This window comes from Pseudomonas baetica (assembly GCF_051216495.1).
GTDB classification, from domain to species: domain Bacteria; phylum Pseudomonadota; class Gammaproteobacteria; order Pseudomonadales; family Pseudomonadaceae; genus Aquipseudomonas; species Aquipseudomonas baetica_B.
In genome coordinates this window covers 42,436-61,371 of the sequence record NZ_JBPKAM010000014.1, presented here as the reverse complement: position 1 = coordinate 61,371, position 18,936 = coordinate 42,436, and the positions used below count along the sequence as shown (strand labels likewise).

Genomic DNA, 18,936 nt, shown 5'->3' with positions numbered 1-18,936 from the left:
TTAAGGAAGAACCGTGACCCTCATCTACGGCCACCGCGGCGCCAAGGGCGAAGCACCGGAAAATACCCTGACCAGTTTTCAGGAATGTCTCAAACACGGCGTACGCCGCTGCGAACTGGACTTGCACCTGTCCATGGATGGCGAGCTGATGGTCATCCACGACCCGACGCTCAAGCGCACTACCGATCGACGCGGCAAGGTGGCCGAACATACTGCGGCGGAACTGGTGACCTACGACGCGCGCAAGGGCGGGCCGGGCTGGATAAAGCCTTGCCCGATCCCGACGCTGGAATCACTGTTCGAACAATGCAACTTCGAGCACTGGCAACTGGAAGTCAAAAGCGCTTCACGCACCCGAGCCGCGACCACCGTGCTGGCCATCCGGGAAATGGCACAAAGGCATGGACTGCTGGACAAGGTGACCATCACATCGAGTTCGCGCGAAGTGCTGAAAGCCGCCGTGGATCTGGTGCCGGACGTGTCCCGCGGGCTGGTGGCCGAGTACGCCTGGCTCGACCCGTTGAAGGTCGCGGCAAGCTATGGCTGCGAGATCCTGGCGTTGAACTGGACCCTGTGCACGCCGGAACGCCTGGAGAAGGCACAGCGTCAGGGGCTGCATGTGTCGGTATGGACCGTCAACGAGCCTGCGCTGATGCGCAGACTCGCCGACTTCGGCGTTGACAGCCTGATTACAGACTTTCCCGGTTTGGCCACTGCCACGCTCGAGAATTGCTGAAATCGGTCTCCCCGGCCGGCTCAGGCCACCGGCCGGAGCCGCTCAAAAAAGCCGGTTAAGACCGTCGTACGCCGCTACCCGGTAGGCTTCGGCCATGGTCGGATAGTTGAACGTGGTGTTGACGAAGTACTTCAGGGTGTTGAGTTCGCCCGGCTGGTTCATGATCGCCTGACCGATGTGCACGATCTCCGATGCCTGATAGCCGAAGCAGTGAACGCCCAGCACTTCCAGGGTTTCGCGGTGGAACAGGATCTTCAGCATGCCTTGCGGCTCGCCGGCGATCTGCGCACGCGCCATGCTCTTGAAGAACGCCTTGCCCACTTCGTACGGCACCTTCGCCTGGGTCAGCTCCTGCTCGTTCTTGCCGATCGAGCTGATCTCCGGAATGGTGTAGATGCCGGTCGGCACATCATTCACAAAGCGCCAGCTGCCGTTGTCGACGATGCTGCCGGCTGCGGAACGGCCCTGGTCGTGAGCGGCACTGGCCAGGCTCGGCCAGCCGATCACGTCGCCCGCGCCATAGATATTCTGAATGCCGGTGCGATAAGCCTCGTCGACTTCGATCTGGCCACGGCTGTTGACCTTCACGCCGATGTTTTCCAACCCCAACTGATCGGTGTTGCCGGTCCGGCCATTGCACCAGAGCAAGGCGTCGGCCTTGATCTTCTTGCCGGACTTGAGGTGCAGGATCACACCGTTATCCAAGCCTTCGACACGGTCGTAGTCTTCGTTGTGGCGAACCGTGATGTTGTTGTTGCTGAAGTGATAGCTCAGGGCCTGGGAGATTTCCGAGTCGAGGAAGCTCAGCAACTGACCGCGGTTATCCACCAGCTCAACCAGAACACCCAGACCGCTGAAAATCGACGCGTATTCGCAACCGATCACACCGGCGCCGTAAACGATTAGTTTGCGTGGGGTATGGCCGAGGCTGAGGATGGTGTCGCTATCGTAGATACGCGGGTGATGGAAATCGATGTCCGCCGGGCGATACGGACGCGAGCCGGTGGCGATGATGATGTGCTTGGCCACCAGCTTCTCGACTACGCCATTGGCGCAAACCACCTCGATGGTTTGCTCGTCGGCGAAGCTGCCGGTGCCGAAGAACACGTCGACGCGGTTGCGGGCGTAGTAACCGGTGCGCGACGCGACTTGTTTGGAGATGACTTTTTCAGCGCTTTTCAGCACGTCCGGGAACGAGAACCAGCGCGGCTCACCAATGGCCCGGAACATCGGGTTGGTGTTGAACTGCATGATCTGCCGGACCGAGTGACGCAGTGCCTTGGACGGGATGGTACCCAGGTGGGTGCAGTTGCCGCCAACCTGGCGACGGCTATCGACCATCGCCACCTTGCGCCCTGCTTTGGCGGCGTTCATTGCCGCGCCTTCTCCCGCCGGGCCGGAACCCAACACCACCACGTCGTAGTTGTAGACAGCCATGCGTACTCCTCAGAACAGGCCGTGGCGCCATCGGCACCTGCGGCTAAATCACGCCGATCTGCGGCGTGAAGGAACAATTTGGGGCCAGTGCAGAACCCGGACACAGTCTATAGAAGCGTCAACGCCGCGCACATTAACCCTTGGTCGCGTCGTAGGCTACTTTTGCCTGCACTACAACGCCAGTTTTCAATGCTTGAATCGCCGCAATCATTCGGTTTTCCCGCCACTGAGGCGATCAAAAGCGTGACTGGTGCGTGTGACGAAACCTGTATCGGCACGAATCACAAAAAATGCGCCGATATCGTTTTTTTCTGCGTAATCCCAGCCGCGCTCAGGACCGAGAATCAGCAACAGCGTCGATAAGCCATCGGCCATCAACGCGGAAGGATGAATGACGGTGACGGACGCCAGCTTGTGCGAGACCGGCGCACCGCTGCGGGCATCGAAGGTGTGGGAAAAGCGCTGACCACCCTGCACGAAATAATTGCGATAGTCGCCGGAGGTGGATAGGCCGTAGCCGTCGATGGCGACAATGCGCTCGGCCACTTGCTGATCGTCTCGAGGCTCTTCCAGGGCAATGCGCCAAGGCGAGCCGTCGAGCTTCCTGCCGGCCGCCTTGAGCTCGCCGGTGGCTTCGGCAAGGTAATCATGAATACCCAGCGCCTCAAGCTTCGCCGCGATCAAATCGACTGCGTAACCCGCAGCGATGCTGTTGAAATCGACTTCCACAGCAGCGTCCTTGCATAACTGATCGCCGTCGATGCGCAGATGACCATGACCCACCCGCTGCCGCACCTCTGCAAGCGCTTCGGCGGCCGGGACTTTCTCCTCGCGGGCCTGGGGGCCGAAACCCCAGAGATTGAGCAGCGGCTCCACCGTCAAATCGAACGATCCGTCGCTTTGTGACGACAACTGCTCACCGACGCGGACCAGTTCAAGGACCGACGAGGGCATTTCCTGGCAAGTGTTGGCAGGTAATTGGTTGAAGCGTTCGATATCGGAGTCGCTGCGATAGGTCGAGAGTTGCCGGTCGACATCGACCAGGATCTTTTCGACCTCGACCTGAACCGCTGTCGGCTTGGGCAAACCGGTATGGCGTACGTATTTGATTGAATAAGTGCTACCCATGGTCGGGCCGCCGAAGCTTTCCATGGCGTCATCATTGCCGCACCCGGACAACAGGGCAAAAAACAGGAGAAGAACACCTTCGCATCTGCGCAACAATTCCCGCCCCCCCCCTTGAGACACCGCAAAGCTAGCCATTATGCGATAAAAATGTGGGAGCGAGCCTGCTCGCGAAAGCGGTGTGTCAGCCAACAATGATACTGACTGCCCCTCCCTCTTCGCGAGCAGGCTCGCTCCCACATGGGATTTGCAAGCGACAGGCAGCACAAACAAAAACGCCCCGACAAAAGTCGGGGCGTTTTCATGTGCAGCTAAGGCTTAGCGCGGGAATGCTGGCGGGTTTACACCGGCCATGTCTTCCATCACGCGAACCACCTGGCAGCTGTAACCGAATTCGTTGTCGTACCAGACGTACAGAACAACGCGGTTATCCTGGGTGATGGTCGCTTCAGCGTCCACAACGCCAGCGTGGCGCGAGCCAACGAAGTCGGTGGAAACCACTTCCTGGGAGGAGACGTAGTCGATCTGCTTGTGCAGCTCCGAGTGCATGGCCATCTGGCGCAGGTACTCGTTGATCTCTTCGCGGGTAGTGGCCTTTTCCAGGTTCAGGTTCAGGATGGCCATCGACACGTTTGGCGTAGGAACGCGAATCGCATTGCCGGTCAGCTTGCCCTTGAGCACTGGCAGCGCCTTGGCGGCTGCGGTGGCGGCACCGGTCTCGGTGATTACCATGTTCAGCGGCGCGGCGCGGCCACGACGGCTGCCCTTGTGGAAGTTGTCGATCAGGTTCTGGTCGTTGGTGAACGAGTGAACGGTTTCGACGTGGCCGTTGACGATGCCGTACTGGTCGTTGACGGCCTTGAGCACCGGCACGATGGCGTTGGTGGTGCAGGACGCCGCCGAGATGATCTTGTCGTCAGGAGTGATGTCGCCGTGGTTGATGCCGTGAACGATGTTCTTCAGCGCGCCCTTGCCAGGTGCGGTGAGAATCACGCGGGCAGCGCCCGGGCAGGCCAGGTGCTGGCCCAGGCCGTCAGCGTCACGCCATACACCGGTGTTGTCGACGATCAGAGCGTTTTCGATGCCGTACTGGGTGTAGTCGACTTCGCTCGGGCTCTTGGCGTAGATAACCTGAATCAGGTTGCCGTTGGCGGTGATGGTGTTGTTGGCTTCATCAATGGTGATGGTGCCATCGAACGGACCATGAACCGAGTCACGGCGCAGCAGGCTGGCGCGCTTGACCAGGTCATTCTCGGAGCCCTTGCGGACAACGATGGCGCGCAGACGCAAGCCGTCGCCACCACCGGTTTTCTCGATCAGGATGCGCGCCAGCAGACGGCCGATACGACCGAAGCCGTACAGGACAACGTCAGTACCTTTGCGGGCGGAGGCGTTCTGCTGGCCTACCACGTCGGCCATTTCTTCACGCACGAACTGCTCGGCGCTACGGCCGTTGCCTTCTTGCTTGAACTTGTTGGCCAGCTTGCCCAGGTCCACCGAAGCGGCACCCAGTTTCAGCTCGCTCATGGCCTTGAGCAGCGGGAATGTCTCGTGGACGGAGAGTTCGGTTTCGTCGGTCTGGCGATGACGGGCAAAGCGGTGCGCTTTGAGGATCGAAATCACCGAGCGGTTGATCAGGCTGCGGCCATAGATCGAGCTCACCACGTTGTTATTGCGGTAGAGCTGACCGATAAGCGGAATCATCGCTTCTGCGAGTGCTTCACGGTCGATCCATTCACCAAGACACTGGTCGGGCTTCTGAGTCACGGGAACCTTCCACATGTAGGGGCAGAAAAAAGGGGCTACATTATGCCGCCGCCCGCCCCGTGTAGCAATGCGCGCTTGTCGTAATCGCCGTAACAAATTCCTGCCCAAAAATAACACGCCTCGCTGCAGCCCAATAAAACCGGGGCCTCCAGCGTCGTCATTTTTTTGGGGGCAGCGCTACCTTGTCCGTAACCATCCGTAACACCAGCTCGTTTTGCCACTACATAATCAGCAATTTCCGCCAAAAAACCGCCCGATTTTGTCATTACCACTACATTTCTCTTCAACTGCGCAATAGACACATCTGCAACTGACAGCCGGCATCCTAGACCGCTACAATTACCGACTTTGTCGCAACGCTTGGAGCTCAACCTTCCGTGCCCGTTCTGCGTCTACCGCACCTCCCTGCCGCGGCAGGTAAACAGCATTGGGGCAACCTGCCCGGTGCCACCCTGAGCCTGGCCATCGCCGAGGCCGCCAGCGCTGCCAAGCGCTTTACCCTGCTGCTGACCGCCGACAGCCAAAGTGCTGAACGGCTGGAGCAGGAGCTGGGTTTCTTCGCCCCGGATTTGCCTGTGCTGCATTTCCCCGACTGGGAAACCCTGCCCTACGATCTGTTCTCGCCGCACCAGGACATCATTTCCCAGCGCATCTCGGCTCTTTATAGGTTGCCAGAGCTGAGCCACGGCGTGCTGGTAGTACCCATCACCACCGCCCTGCACCGCCTGGCACCGACCACATTCCTGCTCGGCAGCAGCCTGGTGCTGGACGTCGGCCAGAAGCTCGATGTGGAGCAGATGCGCACCCGGCTTGAAGCCACCGGTTATCGCTATGTCGATACCGTTTACGAGCATGGCGAATTCACCGTACGCGGCTCGCTGATCGACCTGTTCCCGATGGGCAGCAAATTGCCCTACCGCATCGACCTGTTCGACGACGAAATCGAAACCCTGCGCACCTTCGATCCGGAAAACCAGCGTTCCATCGACAAGGTCGACTCGGTCAAGTTGTTACCGGCCAAGGAATTCCCGCTGGAAAAAGAAGCCGTCATCCGTTTCAAGGCCCGCTTTCGCGAGCGCTTCGATGTCGACTTCCGTCGCTGCCCGATCTTCCAGGACCTGAACAGCGGGATTACCCCGGCTGGCATCGAGTACTACCTGCCGCTGTTCTTTGAAGAAACCTCCACGCTGTTCGATTACCTGCCACAGGACACGCAAGTGTTCTCATTGCCGGGTATCGAGCAAGCCGCGGAGAACTTCTGGAACGATGTGCGCAATCGCTATGAAGAGCGCCGCGTCGATCCATCCCGTCCTTTATTGCCACCCGCCGAGCTGTTCCTGCCGGTGGAAGACTGCTTCGCGCGCCTGAAGAACTGGCCACGGGTGGTCGCCAGCCAACAGGACGTGGAAACCGGCTCCGGCCGCGAGCGTTTTCCCGCACGGGAATTGCCGGACCTGGCTATCGAAGCCAAGGCTACCCAACCACTGGCGGCACTCTCTAACTTCCTCGACGAGTTCCCCGGACGCGTGCTGTTTACCGCCGAATCCGCGGGCCGGCGCGAGGTGCTGCTGGAATTGCTGGAACGCCTGAAGCTGCGGCCAAAGACTGTCGATAGCTGGCCGGACTTCGTTGCAGGCAAGGAACGCCTGGCGATCACCATCGCGCCGCTGGACGAAGGCTTGCTGCTGGACGATCCGGCCCTGGCACTGGTTGCCGAAAGCCCGCTGTTCGGCCAACGCGTGATGCAACGCCGTCGTCGTGAGAAGCGTGCCGACGCCAACAACGATGCCGTCATCAAGAACCTCACCGAGTTGCGCGAAGGCGCGCCGGTGGTACATATCGATCATGGCGTCGGTCGCTACCTGGGCCTCGCAACGCTGGAAATCGACAACCAGACCGCCGAATTCCTCGCCCTGGAATACGCCGAAGGTGCCAAGCTCTACGTGCCGGTGGCCAACCTGCATTTGATCGCCCGTTATACCGGCAGCGACGATGCACTGGCCCCGCTGCATCGCCTCGGCTCCGAGACCTGGCAGAAAGCCAAGCGCAAGGCCGCCGAACAGGTGCACGACGTAGCGGCGGAGCTGCTCGATATCTATGCCCGTCGCGCCGCCCGCGAAGGTTATGCCTTCGCCGACCCGAAAGCCGACTACGCCACGTTCAGCGCCGGCTTCCCGTTCGAGGAAACCCCTGACCAGCAAACGACCATCGAAGCCGTGCGCGAGGACATGCTCGCCGCGAAGCCGATGGATCGCCTGGTGTGCGGCGACGTCGGTTTCGGCAAGACCGAAGTGGCGATGCGCGCGGCATTCATCGCCGTGCATGGCGGTCGTCAGGTCGCCATTCTGGTGCCGACCACCCTGCTCGCCCAGCAACACTACAACAGCTTCCGTGATCGCTTCGCCGATTGGCCGGTGACCGTGGAAGTGATGAGCCGCTTCAAGACGGCCAAGGAAGTGAATGCTGCAGTCGCGGACCTGGCCGAAGGCAAGATCGATATCGTCATCGGCACGCACAAGCTGCTGCAGGATGACGTAAAAATCAAAAACCTGGGGCTGGTGATCATCGACGAAGAGCACCGTTTCGGTGTGCGCCAGAAAGAACAGCTCAAGGCCCTGCGCAGCGAAGTCGACATCCTCACCCTGACCGCCACGCCGATTCCGCGCACGCTGAACATGGCGGTGTCGGGCATGCGCGACCTGTCGATCATCGCCACGCCACCGGCCCGTCGCCTGTCCGTACGCACCTTCGTCATGGAACAGAACAAAAGCACGGTCAAGGAGGCGCTGCTGCGTGAGCTGCTGCGCGGTGGTCAGGTCTACTACCTGCACAACGACGTGAAGACCATCGAGAAATGCGCCGCCGACCTCGCCGAACTGGTGCCTGAAGCGCGGATAGGCATCGGCCACGGGCAGATGCGCGAGCGCGAACTCGAACAGGTGATGAGCGACTTCTACCACAAGCGCTTCAACGTGCTGATCGCCTCGACCATCATCGAGACCGGCATCGATGTGCCGAGCGCCAACACCATCATCATCGAACGCGCCGACAAGTTCGGCCTGGCGCAGTTGCACCAATTGCGCGGCCGGGTCGGACGCAGTCACCACCAGGCCTACGCTTACCTGTTGACGCCACCGCGCCAGCAAATCAGCCCGGACGCAGAAAAGCGCCTGGAAGCAATCGCCAATACCCAGGACCTCGGCGCAGGCTTTGTGCTTGCCACCAACGACCTGGAAATCCGCGGCGCCGGCGAACTGCTCGGTGACGGCCAAAGCGGGCAGATCCAGGCCGTCGGTTTCACGCTGTACATGGAAATGCTCGAGCGCGCGGTCAAGTCGATCCGCAAGGGCGAACAGCCGAATCTCGACCAACCGCTGGGTGGCGGTCCGGAAGTCAACCTGCGCGTGCCGGCACTGATTCCCGAAGACTACCTGCCGGACGTCCATGCACGCCTGATTCTCTACAAGCGCATCGCTTCAGCCACCGACGAGGACGGCCTCAAGGATCTGCAGGTGGAGATGATCGACCGTTTCGGCCTGCTGCCGGAGCCGACCAAGAACCTGATGCGCATCACCGCCCTGAAATTGCAGGCCGAGCTGCTGGGCATCAAGAAGGTCGACGGCGGCCCGCAAGGCGGTCGAGTCGAGTTCGCGGCGCAAACCCCGGTTGACCCGCTGACCTTGATCAAACTGATCCAGGGCCAGCCCAAACGCTACAAATTCGAAGGCGCCACGATGTTCAAATTCATGGTTCCAATGGAGCGCCCGGAAGAGCGCTTTAATACTGTAGAGGCGCTGTTTGAGCGCCTCATTCCGAAAACTGCTTGAAGGACGCCGCATGCGCCTGTTTCGCTCTCTGACCTTGTTGATGATGACGTTGGTCACCCCATCGGCTTTTGCCGATGATCTGTATCAGATTGAAATGATTCTGGTACGGCAAAATGCCGTGCCAGCAATAGTCAGCCGTGCAGCGCCGGAAGACTGGGACGCCGGCGCCCCACGCCTCAACCCCGACAGCCTGCGCACCCCGAGCCTCAACGGCGAAGTGGAAAAACTCACTGCGAGCAATGAATACACGGTGTTGCTGCACAAGGCCTGGCAACAGAACCTTGGCGAGGAGACCACCAAGGTTGCGATCAGCGACGGCAAGGAGCAATTCGGCCAGTTTCCGATCGAGGGCACGCTGAGCATGAAACTGGGGCGCTTTACTGACGTCGATGCAGACTTCTGGGTCAACCAGATCAACACCGATGGCCTGGTTACCGCCAGCGAGCGACTGAAGACCGAAAGCCACACCAAAAACGGACAGCTGAACTTCCTCGATGCCGGCCATCTCGGCCTGCTGATCAAGATCACCTCGCTGACGGCCCCTGCGCCGCGCCCAGTCCCCGAAGAAATTCCGGACTGATCGAGTCCCTATGTCGACCCTGAGCAAACCCCTGGCACCTTCCTGGGTCAGCCGATTCAAGGAACAGAGCCTGGAGCGTGGCCGCCGCTACGCACTGGAAAACCGCGTCAGGATCGTCGAGGCCGGCGACGCCACGATCACCGCCGCATGCGAAGGCTCTGGGGGTAACGTCTACCGTCAGACCATTCGCTTGCGGGAGTCGGCCAAAGGCACGTTGCTGATGATCGACGCCACCTGCTCCTGCCCGGTCCATAGCAACTGCAAGCATTGCGCGGCGGTCTTGCTGCAAGTGCAGGAAACCCTCGCCTACCCCGCTGCCGCCAAAGACGCCGAGCTGCTGGAAAAACTCCAGGCAGTACTGGAAAACCGCAGTGTGAAAGCGCCACCGCAAGTGCTGGTGGACAACGTGCAGCCGGTTCCGCGCCTGTGGCTGGCGAGCATCGAGTTCAGCGCCTTTGAGCCGCGCAATGGTCGAATGCAACGCTACATTCAGCACCGCGCGGCGCTGTCGTTCAGCTACCTGGATGAATACGTTTCCGGGCAGAGAAATACCGACATCCTGATTCGCCAGGAAACACAAACGTTACGGATAAAACGTCACCCCGAGGTAGAACAGTCCTTCCGGGAACAGCTGCGCATCCTCGGCTTCAAGATCGCCACCCGGCAAAGCAAGGCACTGCCGGAAAGTGCCGGCGAACTGTACGAGATGGTCAATGACAGCGCCTGGCTGACGTTCACCCTGAACGAACTGCCGAAGCTGCGCACCCAGGGCTGGGAGTTGCAGATCAATGAGGACTTCGGCTTCGACCTGACGGCAGTGGACGACTGGTACGCCACCGTCGAACAAACGCCGGAGCGCGACTGGTTCGATCTGGAACTGGGGATCATCGTCAACGGCGAGCGGCTGAGCCTGCTGCCGATCCTGTTGAACCTGATGCGCTCACACACCGAAATCCTCAACCCGGAACGCCTGGCCCGACGCCGCGACGACGAGCTGATCCTGGTGAACATCCCCAATCGGCCAAATTCCGAGCACGGCCCCTTACAAGTCGCCCTACCCTTCGGCCGCTTGAAACCGGTGCTGGCGACCCTCGGCGAGTTCTATCTGCAGGAGCCCGGCGAAACCACGCTGCGTCTGAGCAAGGCTGACGCCACCCGCCTGAATCCGCTGGAAGACCTGCCGCTGCTCTGGGAGGGCGGCGAACAGATCCGCACTTTTGCCCAACGCCTGCGCGACATCAAGGACTACACCGCCTCCGTACCGGAAGGCCTGAACGCGACACTGCGCCCTTATCAGCTGGAAGGCTTGAGCTGGATGCAGTCGCTGCGACAACTGGAGGTCGGTGGAATCCTTGCGGACGACATGGGCCTGGGTAAAACCCTGCAAACCCTGGCACACGTTCTCAGCGAGAAAAACGCTGGGCGTCTCGATCGCCCCTGCATGGTGGTGATGCCGACCAGCCTGATCCCCAACTGGCTCGACGAAGCTGCGCACTTCACGCCGCAGCTCAACGTGCTGGCGCTATATGGCGCCAGTCGCAAAAAGCATTTCGAGAACCTGGCGGATTACGATCTGATCCTGACCACCTACGCGCTGCTACCCAAGGATGTCGAGCGCCTGGCGGCGCAGCCGCTGCACATACTGGTGCTGGATGAAGCGCAGTACATCAAGAACCCGAACAGCAAGGCCGCCCAGGCCGCCCGCGAGCTGAACGCCCGCCAACGTCTGTGCCTGAGCGGCACGCCGCTGGAAAATCACCTGGGCGAGCTGTGGTCGCTGTTTCATTTCCTGTTGCCGGGCTGGCTCGGTGACGTGAAAAGCTTCAACCGCGATTACCGCGTACCGATAGAAAAACGCACCAGCGAAGTACGACTTCAGCACCTGAACGGTCGGATCAAGCCGTTCCTGCTACGCCGGACCAAGGAACAGGTAGCCACCGAGCTACCGCCAAAAACCGAAATCATCCACTGGGTCGAACTCAACGAGGCCCAACGCGACGTTTACGAAACCATGCGCCTGGCCATGGACAAGAAAGTCCGCGATGAGATCAACCGCAAGGGCGTGGCCCGCAGCCAGATCATCATCCTTGAGGCACTGCTGAAACTTCGCCAGGTGTGCTGCGATTTGCGCCTGGTCAACGATGCAGCCCTGCCGGCGCGCGGCAGCACCTCGGGCAAGCTCGATAGCCTGATGGAAATGCTCGAGGAGTTGTTCGAAGAAGGTCGGCGGATCCTGCTGTTTTCACAGTTCACGTCAATGCTGTCGTTGATTGAAGACGAACTGAACAAACGCAGCGTGCCCTATGCGCTCCTGACCGGACAAACCCGCGACCGGCGCACGCCAGTGAAGGACTTCCAAAACGGCAAGCTGCAGATCTTTCTGATCAGCCTGAAGGCAGGTGGAGTTGGCCTGAACCTGACGGAAGCAGACACCGTGATCCATTACGACCCGTGGTGGAACCCGGCGACGGAAAATCAGGCGACCGACCGCGCCTATCGCATCGGCCAGGAAAAACCGGTGTTCGTCTACAAACTGATCGCGCGCGGCACGGTGGAAGAGAAGATTCAGCACCTGCAGAAAGAAAAATCCGATCTTGCGGCCGGTGTGCTGGATGGGCGCCAGGCTGGGGATTGGAAACTGCAAAGCGATGATATCGAGGCGCTGTTTGCGCCATTGCCGGACAAGCTGGAGAAGCGTTGAGATTAGCTGTGCCTGACAGATCGCTTTCGCGAGCAGGCTCGCTCCCACAGGGTGATCACCGCCCCAGTGGGAGCGAGCCTGCTCGCGAAGGGAGCAACTCGGTCTAACGCCTAACTCAGCCCCTGAGGACCCGCGCCAATGTCGACTTCACCTTGCCCATCCCGTCATGCAACGCCTGCTCGATCTCGGCCATGGTAATCACCGCCGTCGACTTGCCTGCAGCCGGATTCACCACCAGCGCCAGGCAGGCATAATCCAGCTCCAGCTCACGGGCCAATGCCGCTTCCGGCATCCCGGTCATGCCAACGATGTCACAACCGTCACGCTCCAGGCGGGCGATCTCGGCGACAGTCTCCAGGCGCGGCCCCTGGGTACAGGCATAGACGCCGTGAGTGCTGTAGCCGACGCCTTCAGCCGCCAGTGCCGCGATCAATTGCTGACGCAACGATTCACTGTAGGGGTAGCTGAAATCGATGTGCGTAACCTGCTCCAGGTCGTCGGCAAAATAGGTGTGCTGGCGACCGCTGGTGTAATCGATCAACTGATGCGGCACACAGAAATGTCCGGTGCCCATCGCGGCATGAATCCCACCGACAGCGTTAACCGCGAGAATCGCCTCGGCCCCGGCCTGTTTCAGCGCCCAGAGGTTGGCGCGGTAGTTCACCTGGTGCGGCGGAAACCGATGCGGGTGGCCGTGACGCGCGAGGAACAGCACTTCCTTGCCGGCATACTCGCCGATCTGCACTTCAGCAGAAGGTGCGCCGTAGGGCGTATCGACCGCCAATGACTGACGAATGCTCAGTCCTTCGAGTTGGGTCAGGCCGGTACCACCGATAATCGCGTAAACCGTCATAACGAACAGTCCTTAATCAATCAATTGAGCTTCTTTGAGTGCGCCGACGGCTGCCAGCCAACGCGGGTCCTGACGGTATTCGGTACTGGCAAACGACTGACCGCGCATCCGCGCGATGCGCGCAGACGGCTTGACCTTCAAGCGCTGCGCGGCGCTCAGGGCCAGTTCGGCGGCGGCGCGATCGTTGCACACCAGCCCCATGTCGCAACCAGCGGTCAGTGCCGCCTCAATGCGACTGGCGGCATCGCCCACCACGTGAGCGCCGGCCATGGACAGGTCATCACTGAAAATCACACCGTCGAATTGCAATTCGCCCCTCAGAATTTCCTGCAACCAACGACGGGAGAAGCCGGCAGGCTGGGAGTCGACTTGCGGGTAGATAACGTGGGCTGGCATGACCGCCGCCAGTTGCTTGCTCAACCTGGCGAACGGCACCAGGTCATTGGCGCGGATTTCGTCGAGACTGCGCTCGTCATTCGGGATCGCCACGTGGGAATCCGCTTCGGCCCAACCGTGTCCAGGGAAATGCTTGCCGGTAGCCGCCATGCCGGCACTGTTCATGCCGCGGATGAATGCACCGGCCAGCAGCGCGGCACGCTCAGGATCGCCTTCGAACGACCGGGTACCCACCACCGCGCTGCGCTGGTAATCGAGATCCAGGACCGGGGCGAAGCTTAGATCCAGGCCAACAGCCAGCACTTCGGTGGCCATGATCCAGCCACATTGTTCGGCCAGGTATTCGGCATTCGGATTGTCGGCAATCGCACGCATGGCAGGCAACCGCACAAATCCCTGACGCAGCCGCTGAACACGCCCCCCCTCCTGGTCCACGGCCAACAGCAGGTCAGGACGGATGGCACGAATAGCCGCGCTCAACTCGCGCACTTGGCGCGGGTGCTCAATATTGCGGGCAAAAATGATCAGGCCGCCCACTTCGGGCTGGCGCAACAATTGGCGATCTTCGGCCGTCAGCCAGGTACCGGCGACGTCCACCATCAACGAGCCTTGCAGGCCAGCAGTCATAGAGATTCCTTGATAACGATAAACCCGGCTCGCACGAATTCACTGCCGTGGACGGTGCCCGGCAGATCGGCGAAATCAATGGGAAACAGGTTCAGAACGAGAGTCGGCATGGGCGGCTAGCTTAACGGATGTCAGCTGCCGCGCCCACCCGTGAGCGGTCAAACCTTGGCGGCAACCGGAGTCGATTTGCTACGCGGACGCAGTTGCGCGGTGGCCATGGCCGAATCGGTGACACCGGTTTCGGCACGCATGCCGGCCGCGAGGAACGGTACCATCAAACGCATGACCTGCTCGATGGAGGTGTTCACCCCGAAGTCGGTTTCGGCAATCGCACGCAGAGCCTTGATACCGGACATGCTGAACGCGGCCGCCCCCAGCATGAAGTGCACGCGCCAGAACAGTTCGATGGGCGGGATGCGCGGTGCAGCTTCGTTCACCAGCATCATGTAGCGGCGGAACACCTTGCCGTACATGTCCTCCAGATAACGGCGCAAATGCCCCTGGCTCTGACTGAAAGCCAGACCCAGCAAACGCATGAAGATAGACAGATCGTTGCCGCTGCGCGGCTGCACCACCAAAGCCTGCTCGACCAGGATTTCCAGCAGCTCTTCGAGCGTGGGCTTGACTTCAGGTTTGGCCTGGCGCCGCTCCAGCTCCTTGTCGAGACTGATGCAAAATGGCCCGAGAAAACGCGAAAAGACCGCTTGAATCAGCGCCTTTTTTGATCCGAAGTGATAGTTCACCGCCGCCAGATTGACACCGGCCTTGCTGGTGATCAGACGCAACGAGGTTTCAGCGAAACCTTTTTCCGCGAACAATTGCTCGGCAGCATCAAGAATGCGTTCAACGGTTTCCGACTGGGCCATGGCTACTCCGCCTGACAAACACTTGTTTGAAACATACGTTTCAGCCTGTGCCTTGTCAAGTCTGGCAGTTCGTTTTGGGAATGGTCGGTCAGACATTTAACCATACAACCGCAAAGCTTCAATCAGAAGGCTGATCGACCGTCGGGCGGCCGGCAAAAAAACGGGCATTGCCAAGACTGCCTCACTGTATATAATCCCAGTCACTGTATAAAAAAACAGAGCGATCAATATGCTAAAGCTGACGCCACGCCAAGCCGAGATTCTGGCCTTCATCAAGCGCTGCCTGGAAGACAACGGCTACCCGCCGACCCGTGCGGAAATCGCTCAGGAACTGGGTTTCAAATCGCCTAATGCGGCGGAAGAGCACCTCAAGGCACTCGCCCGCAAGGGAGCGATCGAAATGACGCCCGGTGCTTCGCGCGGTATTCGCATTCCCGGCTTCGAGGCCAAGGCAGATGACACCAGCCTGCCCATCATCGGCCGGGTGGCGGCCGGTGCGCCGATCCTCGCCCAGCAGCACGTAGAAGAGTCCTGCAATATCAATCCTTCGTTCTTCCACCCACGTGCCGACTATCTGCTACGTGTGCATGGCATGAGCATGAAGGATGTCGGCATTTTCGATGGCGATCTGCTGGCCGTTCATACCACCCGAGAGGCGCGTAATGGCCAGATCGTGGTTGCGCGCATCGGCGACGAAGTGACCGTCAAACGTTTCAAGCGTGACGGCAGCAAGGTCTGGCTAATTGCCGAGAACCCTGAATTCGCCCCTATCGAAGTGAACCTTAAAGATCAGGAACTGGTGATCGAAGGCTTGAGTGTCGGCGTCATTCGCCGCTAAAGGAGGCTTTATGCAGTTCCCACAATCATCACAGCAAGCTCAATTGCCACTGTTGTTCGAGGCATTCCTGGCGCAACCGCTGGCGCCGATTCTGCAGGAAGTGGTCGAGTCGCCCTGGAGCGCCGAACCCGAGGTCTTCAGCGAATTGTCTCTGCGTGGTGCAACCGGGAACTGCCTGAACCTTCTGGCCCCCATACTCAGAGAGTTGAGCCAGGATCAGGATGCACGCTGGCTGACATTGATCGCCCCACCCGCCAGCCTGACTCAAACCTGGTTGAGAGACGCTGGCCTTAATCGCGAACGCATCCTGCTGCTGCAACCGCGTGGCACCCAGAGCGCCCAGCAACTGGCCTGCGAAGCCCTTCGTCTCGGCCGCAGCCACACCGTCGTCAGCTGGCTCAACCCGCTAAGCTCGGCTTCGCGGCAACAGCTCATCAGCGCCGCCCGGACCGGGGACGCACAAAGCTTGAATATTCGATTGGGTTAACTGGCAAGTACGACGCACGCTAAACGGTGCGAGGCTTCTCAAAGGATAGAGAAGCCGCTCTATCGTGGTATTCGAGAAAACGACGAACGGATATCAATGAAGAACCCGCGGCCCCTCTTCCTTGTCGAATTCACCCTCAACCAAGCGCCCAGCCATCTGAACGCCGACGCTCAACATTGCCTTGGCGACTTCTACATGCTGCCCTTGCAGAAATGCTTTGGCGTCCTCTGAGAAATCCAAAGTAACCAAAGAACCCTCGTCCTCAGCCCTGCGCAGCTCGATACGGCCGTCTGGTAACTCGACAATTTCTAGAAAGGACGTTGGCATAAAGGTCTGTTCTCCACGAAAGGCCGGGATTATATAGGCATCGGCCAAGCTTCGCTCGGGATCTTGAGGAACGGTAATCAACCAGCCGTTACAAGAAATCTCCTGAGATCACTCCCAGTCCGATGCACATGCTGCTCCATACCTTTCAAAAATTCGGCTTGTACTCAAAGGCTGTTGACGCTTGGACGTCGGAAAATGGAACGATCACCGACTTTTTGTTAAGCCAATTGTTAACGAAGGAGTTAGGAAACATCTGGATGGAGTTGTTGAACTCCTCTACCGCGCCATTGAAGATCGTGATGGCCGCACCGATATTTTCCTGCTGCTCGGTTATTTCCCGCATGAAGCTGTTAACCAGATCGCTGGACTTGAGCTCTGGGTAAGCTTCAAATGCCACGGTCAATCCAGCAATCAAATCCCGAGTTCCCTTCTGCACCGGCGCAAGTGCATCCCCATTGGCTTCTTGTGGCAATTTCCCAATAGCTGAGCGCAGCCCCGTGATCTTTTCCAGCAGCGCGCCTTCGTACTCTTTGAAGCTCATGACTTGCTGCTCAAGCAAATCAAGCACTCTGGTTTTCTGACGCTCATAAACAAGGACATCGGCCCAAGCACGCTGAGCCCGGTTATGACGCCCAATGATGCGGTTGTAACAGACCCAGAAGAACCCTCCGAGTATCACCGCAATAACCAAAAGAAGTCCCATCGTTTAATGCTCCATGTCTTTCAAAGAAATTGGCGGACGTGCGAAGTTGTCGTCATGCAATTCGGCCAGGCGATGCACCCACGACAGTAAAAGATCCAGACGAGGCATTCGAATCCCAGCCTCAACCTGCTGCTCCAAAGCCTGCAAATCATCGAAGCCGTCGGTTGCGGCTGAAGCCAAAAGCTCGGGATCGCTGAAACCCAGGCACAGCCGCCCCTGTTCGGAGAACTCCAGATTGACGGCACTGAGTTGCTGACGAAGTTGCAGGAGATGCAGCACAGTCGCAGGCTTTGCAAAAACAGCGCAGGTCATCCGGGTCGCGCCCGTCAGGCAAAAAGCATTGTTGAATTCAGTGGAAGCTGTATCCAGTGACTCCTCAAGGTCCACAGCTCGATGCTGGTCACCGCGCACGGCTACATTTTTGACCCAGGGAAAATCCAGCACCAGGCTGAAACGGGCAAACTCAAGATCTCGCGTCCTGGTTTCCTCTTTGGTACCACCCGCTCCATCCGGCACGCTGACCTTGTAGGTTTCCCGATCAACATATTGCAAACTCTGATAGCTGAAGGACAACTCATGGATAGCTCCAGGGTAGACACCCTGCGCGGTCTTGAGAATCGTCCGGCTATAGGAGCCCCTGCGAAAATCCCTGAACTCACCGGCCAACCTCTCGAGCACCTGCACGCCGGGCTTGAAACGTTCCGTCAATCCATGAGTAAACAACGATGATTTGTGGATGATGTCTCTGGAGAGGGTCTGGATCGCACCAGACCTGTTCTCCATGACCAACCAGCCACCAATCAAAAAGGCAATGCCCAGTACGATGACGGGCACAAAAAGGAATGCCGCCGCAACCAACACCAAACCACCATACACAAACAACTTTGGAGTTGAGTTGTCGTACGCCAACGTCCCACCAAATGACCTCAATTGCTTAATCACATCAAGCAAGTCAGCCTTGCTTGTGGCCGCCTCGACACGAGCGTCACATTGCTCAATCAACTGGCGCAGTTTTTTGTTATGCAAAACCGTAGACATACTTCATCCCTGAAGAGCGAAAACAAGCAGATTCCAATGCAGTTATGCGCTCAACACTCGTTCAAACCTTCGCGAAACCGAAACGCCAGGCTTTTGAGGTTCTGACGCCAGCTCTCCAACTCCTCCCGACTCAGCTCTTGAGGTGCCTCTTCTTCATTCAGGTTTACAGCCTGAATCAGCGGCTGCGTCACATCGCCCTTGGGTTTGTGCGGCGCCCGTGGCGGCTGAAACAACGCGGTATGGGCCGCCAGCAGCTTGGCCAGCCAGGTTTCCGGATTGTTGGCCAGCTCGACCATCTCGGCCATTTCAGGAATGGCGATACTTTCCAGCACTTCGCGGGTCAGCAGTGATTCGGCCCGGGCCGCATTGGCCTGGGGTAACCGATAAAAGCCGGCGATTTCATGGCACAGCCCTAGCAGCGCCCCATACAGGTGAAACAATGCCGATTCGCGACCCGCCTGAATCAATGCCAACGAATTCATCGTCCGAGCCTCTTCGGCCCTGGCGAGTGCTTCCAGCGACAAGCCGGCGAAATAAATCTTCTGGTTGGTACGGGTATAAAGTTCGTGGGCCATGACGGCAGCCTCCACAACGAAATGATGCTTTACACAGGTCTGACAGTGTCATG

The 18,936-nt window shown here is 59.2% G+C and carries 17 protein-coding genes; 6 read left to right on the top strand and 11 right to left on the bottom strand.

The window, feature by feature from the left end:
- Window positions 1–13 precede the first annotated feature (13 nt).
- Window positions 14–736: a glycerophosphodiester phosphodiesterase gene (locus ACSFE6_RS07895; protein WP_435427074.1), complete on the top strand. Its 723-nt coding sequence runs from the start codon at window positions 14–16 to the stop codon at window positions 734–736.
- A 42-nt stretch (window positions 737–778) separates the two neighbouring features.
- Here the strand turns inward: ACSFE6_RS07895 and sthA are convergent, their stop codons facing one another.
- The 4 genes from sthA to ACSFE6_RS07875 all read right to left on the bottom strand — a co-directional run bounded on the left by sthA (window position 779) and on the right by ACSFE6_RS07875 (window position 5,337).
- A complete protein-coding gene (gene sthA, locus ACSFE6_RS07890; protein ID WP_175388285.1) occupies window positions 779–2,173 on the bottom strand; it encodes a Si-specific NAD(P)(+) transhydrogenase in 1,395 nt (464 codons plus the stop codon).
- Between the two features lie 207 nt (window positions 2,174–2,380).
- Window positions 2,381–3,325, bottom strand: a complete 945-nt coding sequence (locus tag ACSFE6_RS07885) for an FAD:protein FMN transferase (protein WP_435427073.1) — start codon at window positions 3,323–3,325, stop codon at window positions 2,381–2,383.
- Between the two features lie 291 nt (window positions 3,326–3,616).
- Complete coding sequence (locus ACSFE6_RS07880; protein ID WP_435427072.1) at window positions 3,617–5,080, bottom strand: glyceraldehyde-3-phosphate dehydrogenase; 1,464 nt, start codon at window positions 5,078–5,080, stop codon at window positions 3,617–3,619.
- 20 nt (window positions 5,081–5,100) lie between these two features.
- Window positions 5,101–5,337: a hypothetical protein gene (locus ACSFE6_RS07875; protein ID WP_435427071.1), complete on the bottom strand. Its 237-nt coding sequence runs from the start codon at window positions 5,335–5,337 to the stop codon at window positions 5,101–5,103.
- Between the two features lie 105 nt (window positions 5,338–5,442).
- Here ACSFE6_RS07875 and mfd point away from each other — a divergent pair, with 105 nt between their 5' ends.
- Genes mfd through ACSFE6_RS07860 form a run of 3 tightly spaced genes read left to right on the top strand, consistent with a single transcriptional unit; the run spans window position 5,443 to window position 12,173 of the window.
- Window positions 5,443–8,892: a transcription-repair coupling factor gene (mfd, locus tag ACSFE6_RS07870; RefSeq protein ID WP_435427070.1), complete on the top strand. Its 3,450-nt coding sequence runs from the start codon at window positions 5,443–5,445 to the stop codon at window positions 8,890–8,892.
- Between the two features lie 10 nt (window positions 8,893–8,902).
- Window positions 8,903–9,472, top strand: a complete 570-nt coding sequence (locus ACSFE6_RS07865) for a CsiV family protein (RefSeq protein ID WP_435427069.1) — start codon at window positions 8,903–8,905, stop codon at window positions 9,470–9,472.
- Between the two features lie 10 nt (window positions 9,473–9,482).
- Complete coding sequence (locus ACSFE6_RS07860) at window positions 9,483–12,173, top strand: SNF2-related protein (RefSeq protein ID WP_435427068.1); 2,691 nt, start codon at window positions 9,483–9,485, stop codon at window positions 12,171–12,173.
- A gap of 115 nt (window positions 12,174–12,288) precedes the next feature.
- Here ACSFE6_RS07860 and ACSFE6_RS07855 read toward each other — a convergent pair whose 3' ends face one another.
- From ACSFE6_RS07855 to ACSFE6_RS07845, 3 genes are all read right to left on the bottom strand, one after another.
- Window positions 12,289–13,026: an S-methyl-5'-thioinosine phosphorylase gene (locus ACSFE6_RS07855; protein WP_435427067.1), complete on the bottom strand. Its 738-nt coding sequence runs from the start codon at window positions 13,024–13,026 to the stop codon at window positions 12,289–12,291.
- Between the two features lie 12 nt (window positions 13,027–13,038).
- Window positions 13,039–14,037 carry a beta-N-acetylhexosaminidase gene (gene nagZ, locus ACSFE6_RS07850; RefSeq protein WP_435427099.1) on the bottom strand — a complete coding sequence of 333 codons (999 nt, stop codon included), beginning with the start codon at window positions 14,035–14,037 and terminating at the stop codon, window positions 13,039–13,041.
- Window positions 14,038–14,207: 170 nt separating this feature from the next.
- Entirely contained in the window at window positions 14,208–14,915 is a 708-nt protein-coding gene (locus ACSFE6_RS07845; RefSeq protein ID WP_435427066.1) for a TetR/AcrR family transcriptional regulator, read from the bottom strand.
- 229 nt (window positions 14,916–15,144) lie between these two features.
- Here ACSFE6_RS07845 and lexA point away from each other — a divergent pair, with 229 nt between their 5' ends.
- Window positions 15,145–15,753: a transcriptional repressor LexA gene (gene lexA / locus ACSFE6_RS07840; RefSeq protein WP_433739572.1), complete on the top strand. Its 609-nt coding sequence runs from the start codon at window positions 15,145–15,147 to the stop codon at window positions 15,751–15,753.
- Window positions 15,754–15,763: 10 nt separating this feature from the next.
- Window positions 15,764–16,240, top strand: a complete 477-nt coding sequence (sulA, locus tag ACSFE6_RS07835; RefSeq protein WP_435427065.1) for an SOS-induced cell division inhibitor SulA — start codon at window positions 15,764–15,766, stop codon at window positions 16,238–16,240.
- 93 nt (window positions 16,241–16,333) lie between these two features.
- Here the strand turns inward: sulA and ACSFE6_RS07830 are convergent, their stop codons facing one another.
- From ACSFE6_RS07830 to ACSFE6_RS07815, 4 genes are all read right to left on the bottom strand, one after another.
- Complete coding sequence (locus tag ACSFE6_RS07830; protein ID WP_007933173.1) at window positions 16,334–16,567, bottom strand: hypothetical protein; 234 nt, start codon at window positions 16,565–16,567, stop codon at window positions 16,334–16,336.
- A gap of 145 nt (window positions 16,568–16,712) precedes the next feature.
- The gene (locus ACSFE6_RS07825; protein ID WP_435427064.1) at window positions 16,713–17,270 is read right to left on the bottom strand and encodes a LemA family protein; all 558 of its coding nucleotides are present in this window, start codon (window positions 17,268–17,270) and stop codon (window positions 16,713–16,715) included.
- 3 nt (window positions 17,271–17,273) lie between these two features.
- Entirely contained in the window at window positions 17,274–18,308 is a 1,035-nt protein-coding gene (locus ACSFE6_RS07820; protein ID WP_435427063.1) for a hypothetical protein, read from the bottom strand.
- 50 nt (window positions 18,309–18,358) lie between these two features.
- Window positions 18,359–18,883 (bottom strand): DUF6586 family protein, encoded by a 525-nt coding sequence (locus ACSFE6_RS07815; RefSeq protein WP_435427062.1) that lies wholly within the window; start codon window positions 18,881–18,883, stop codon window positions 18,359–18,361.
- Between the last annotated feature and the right edge of the window lie 53 nt (window positions 18,884–18,936).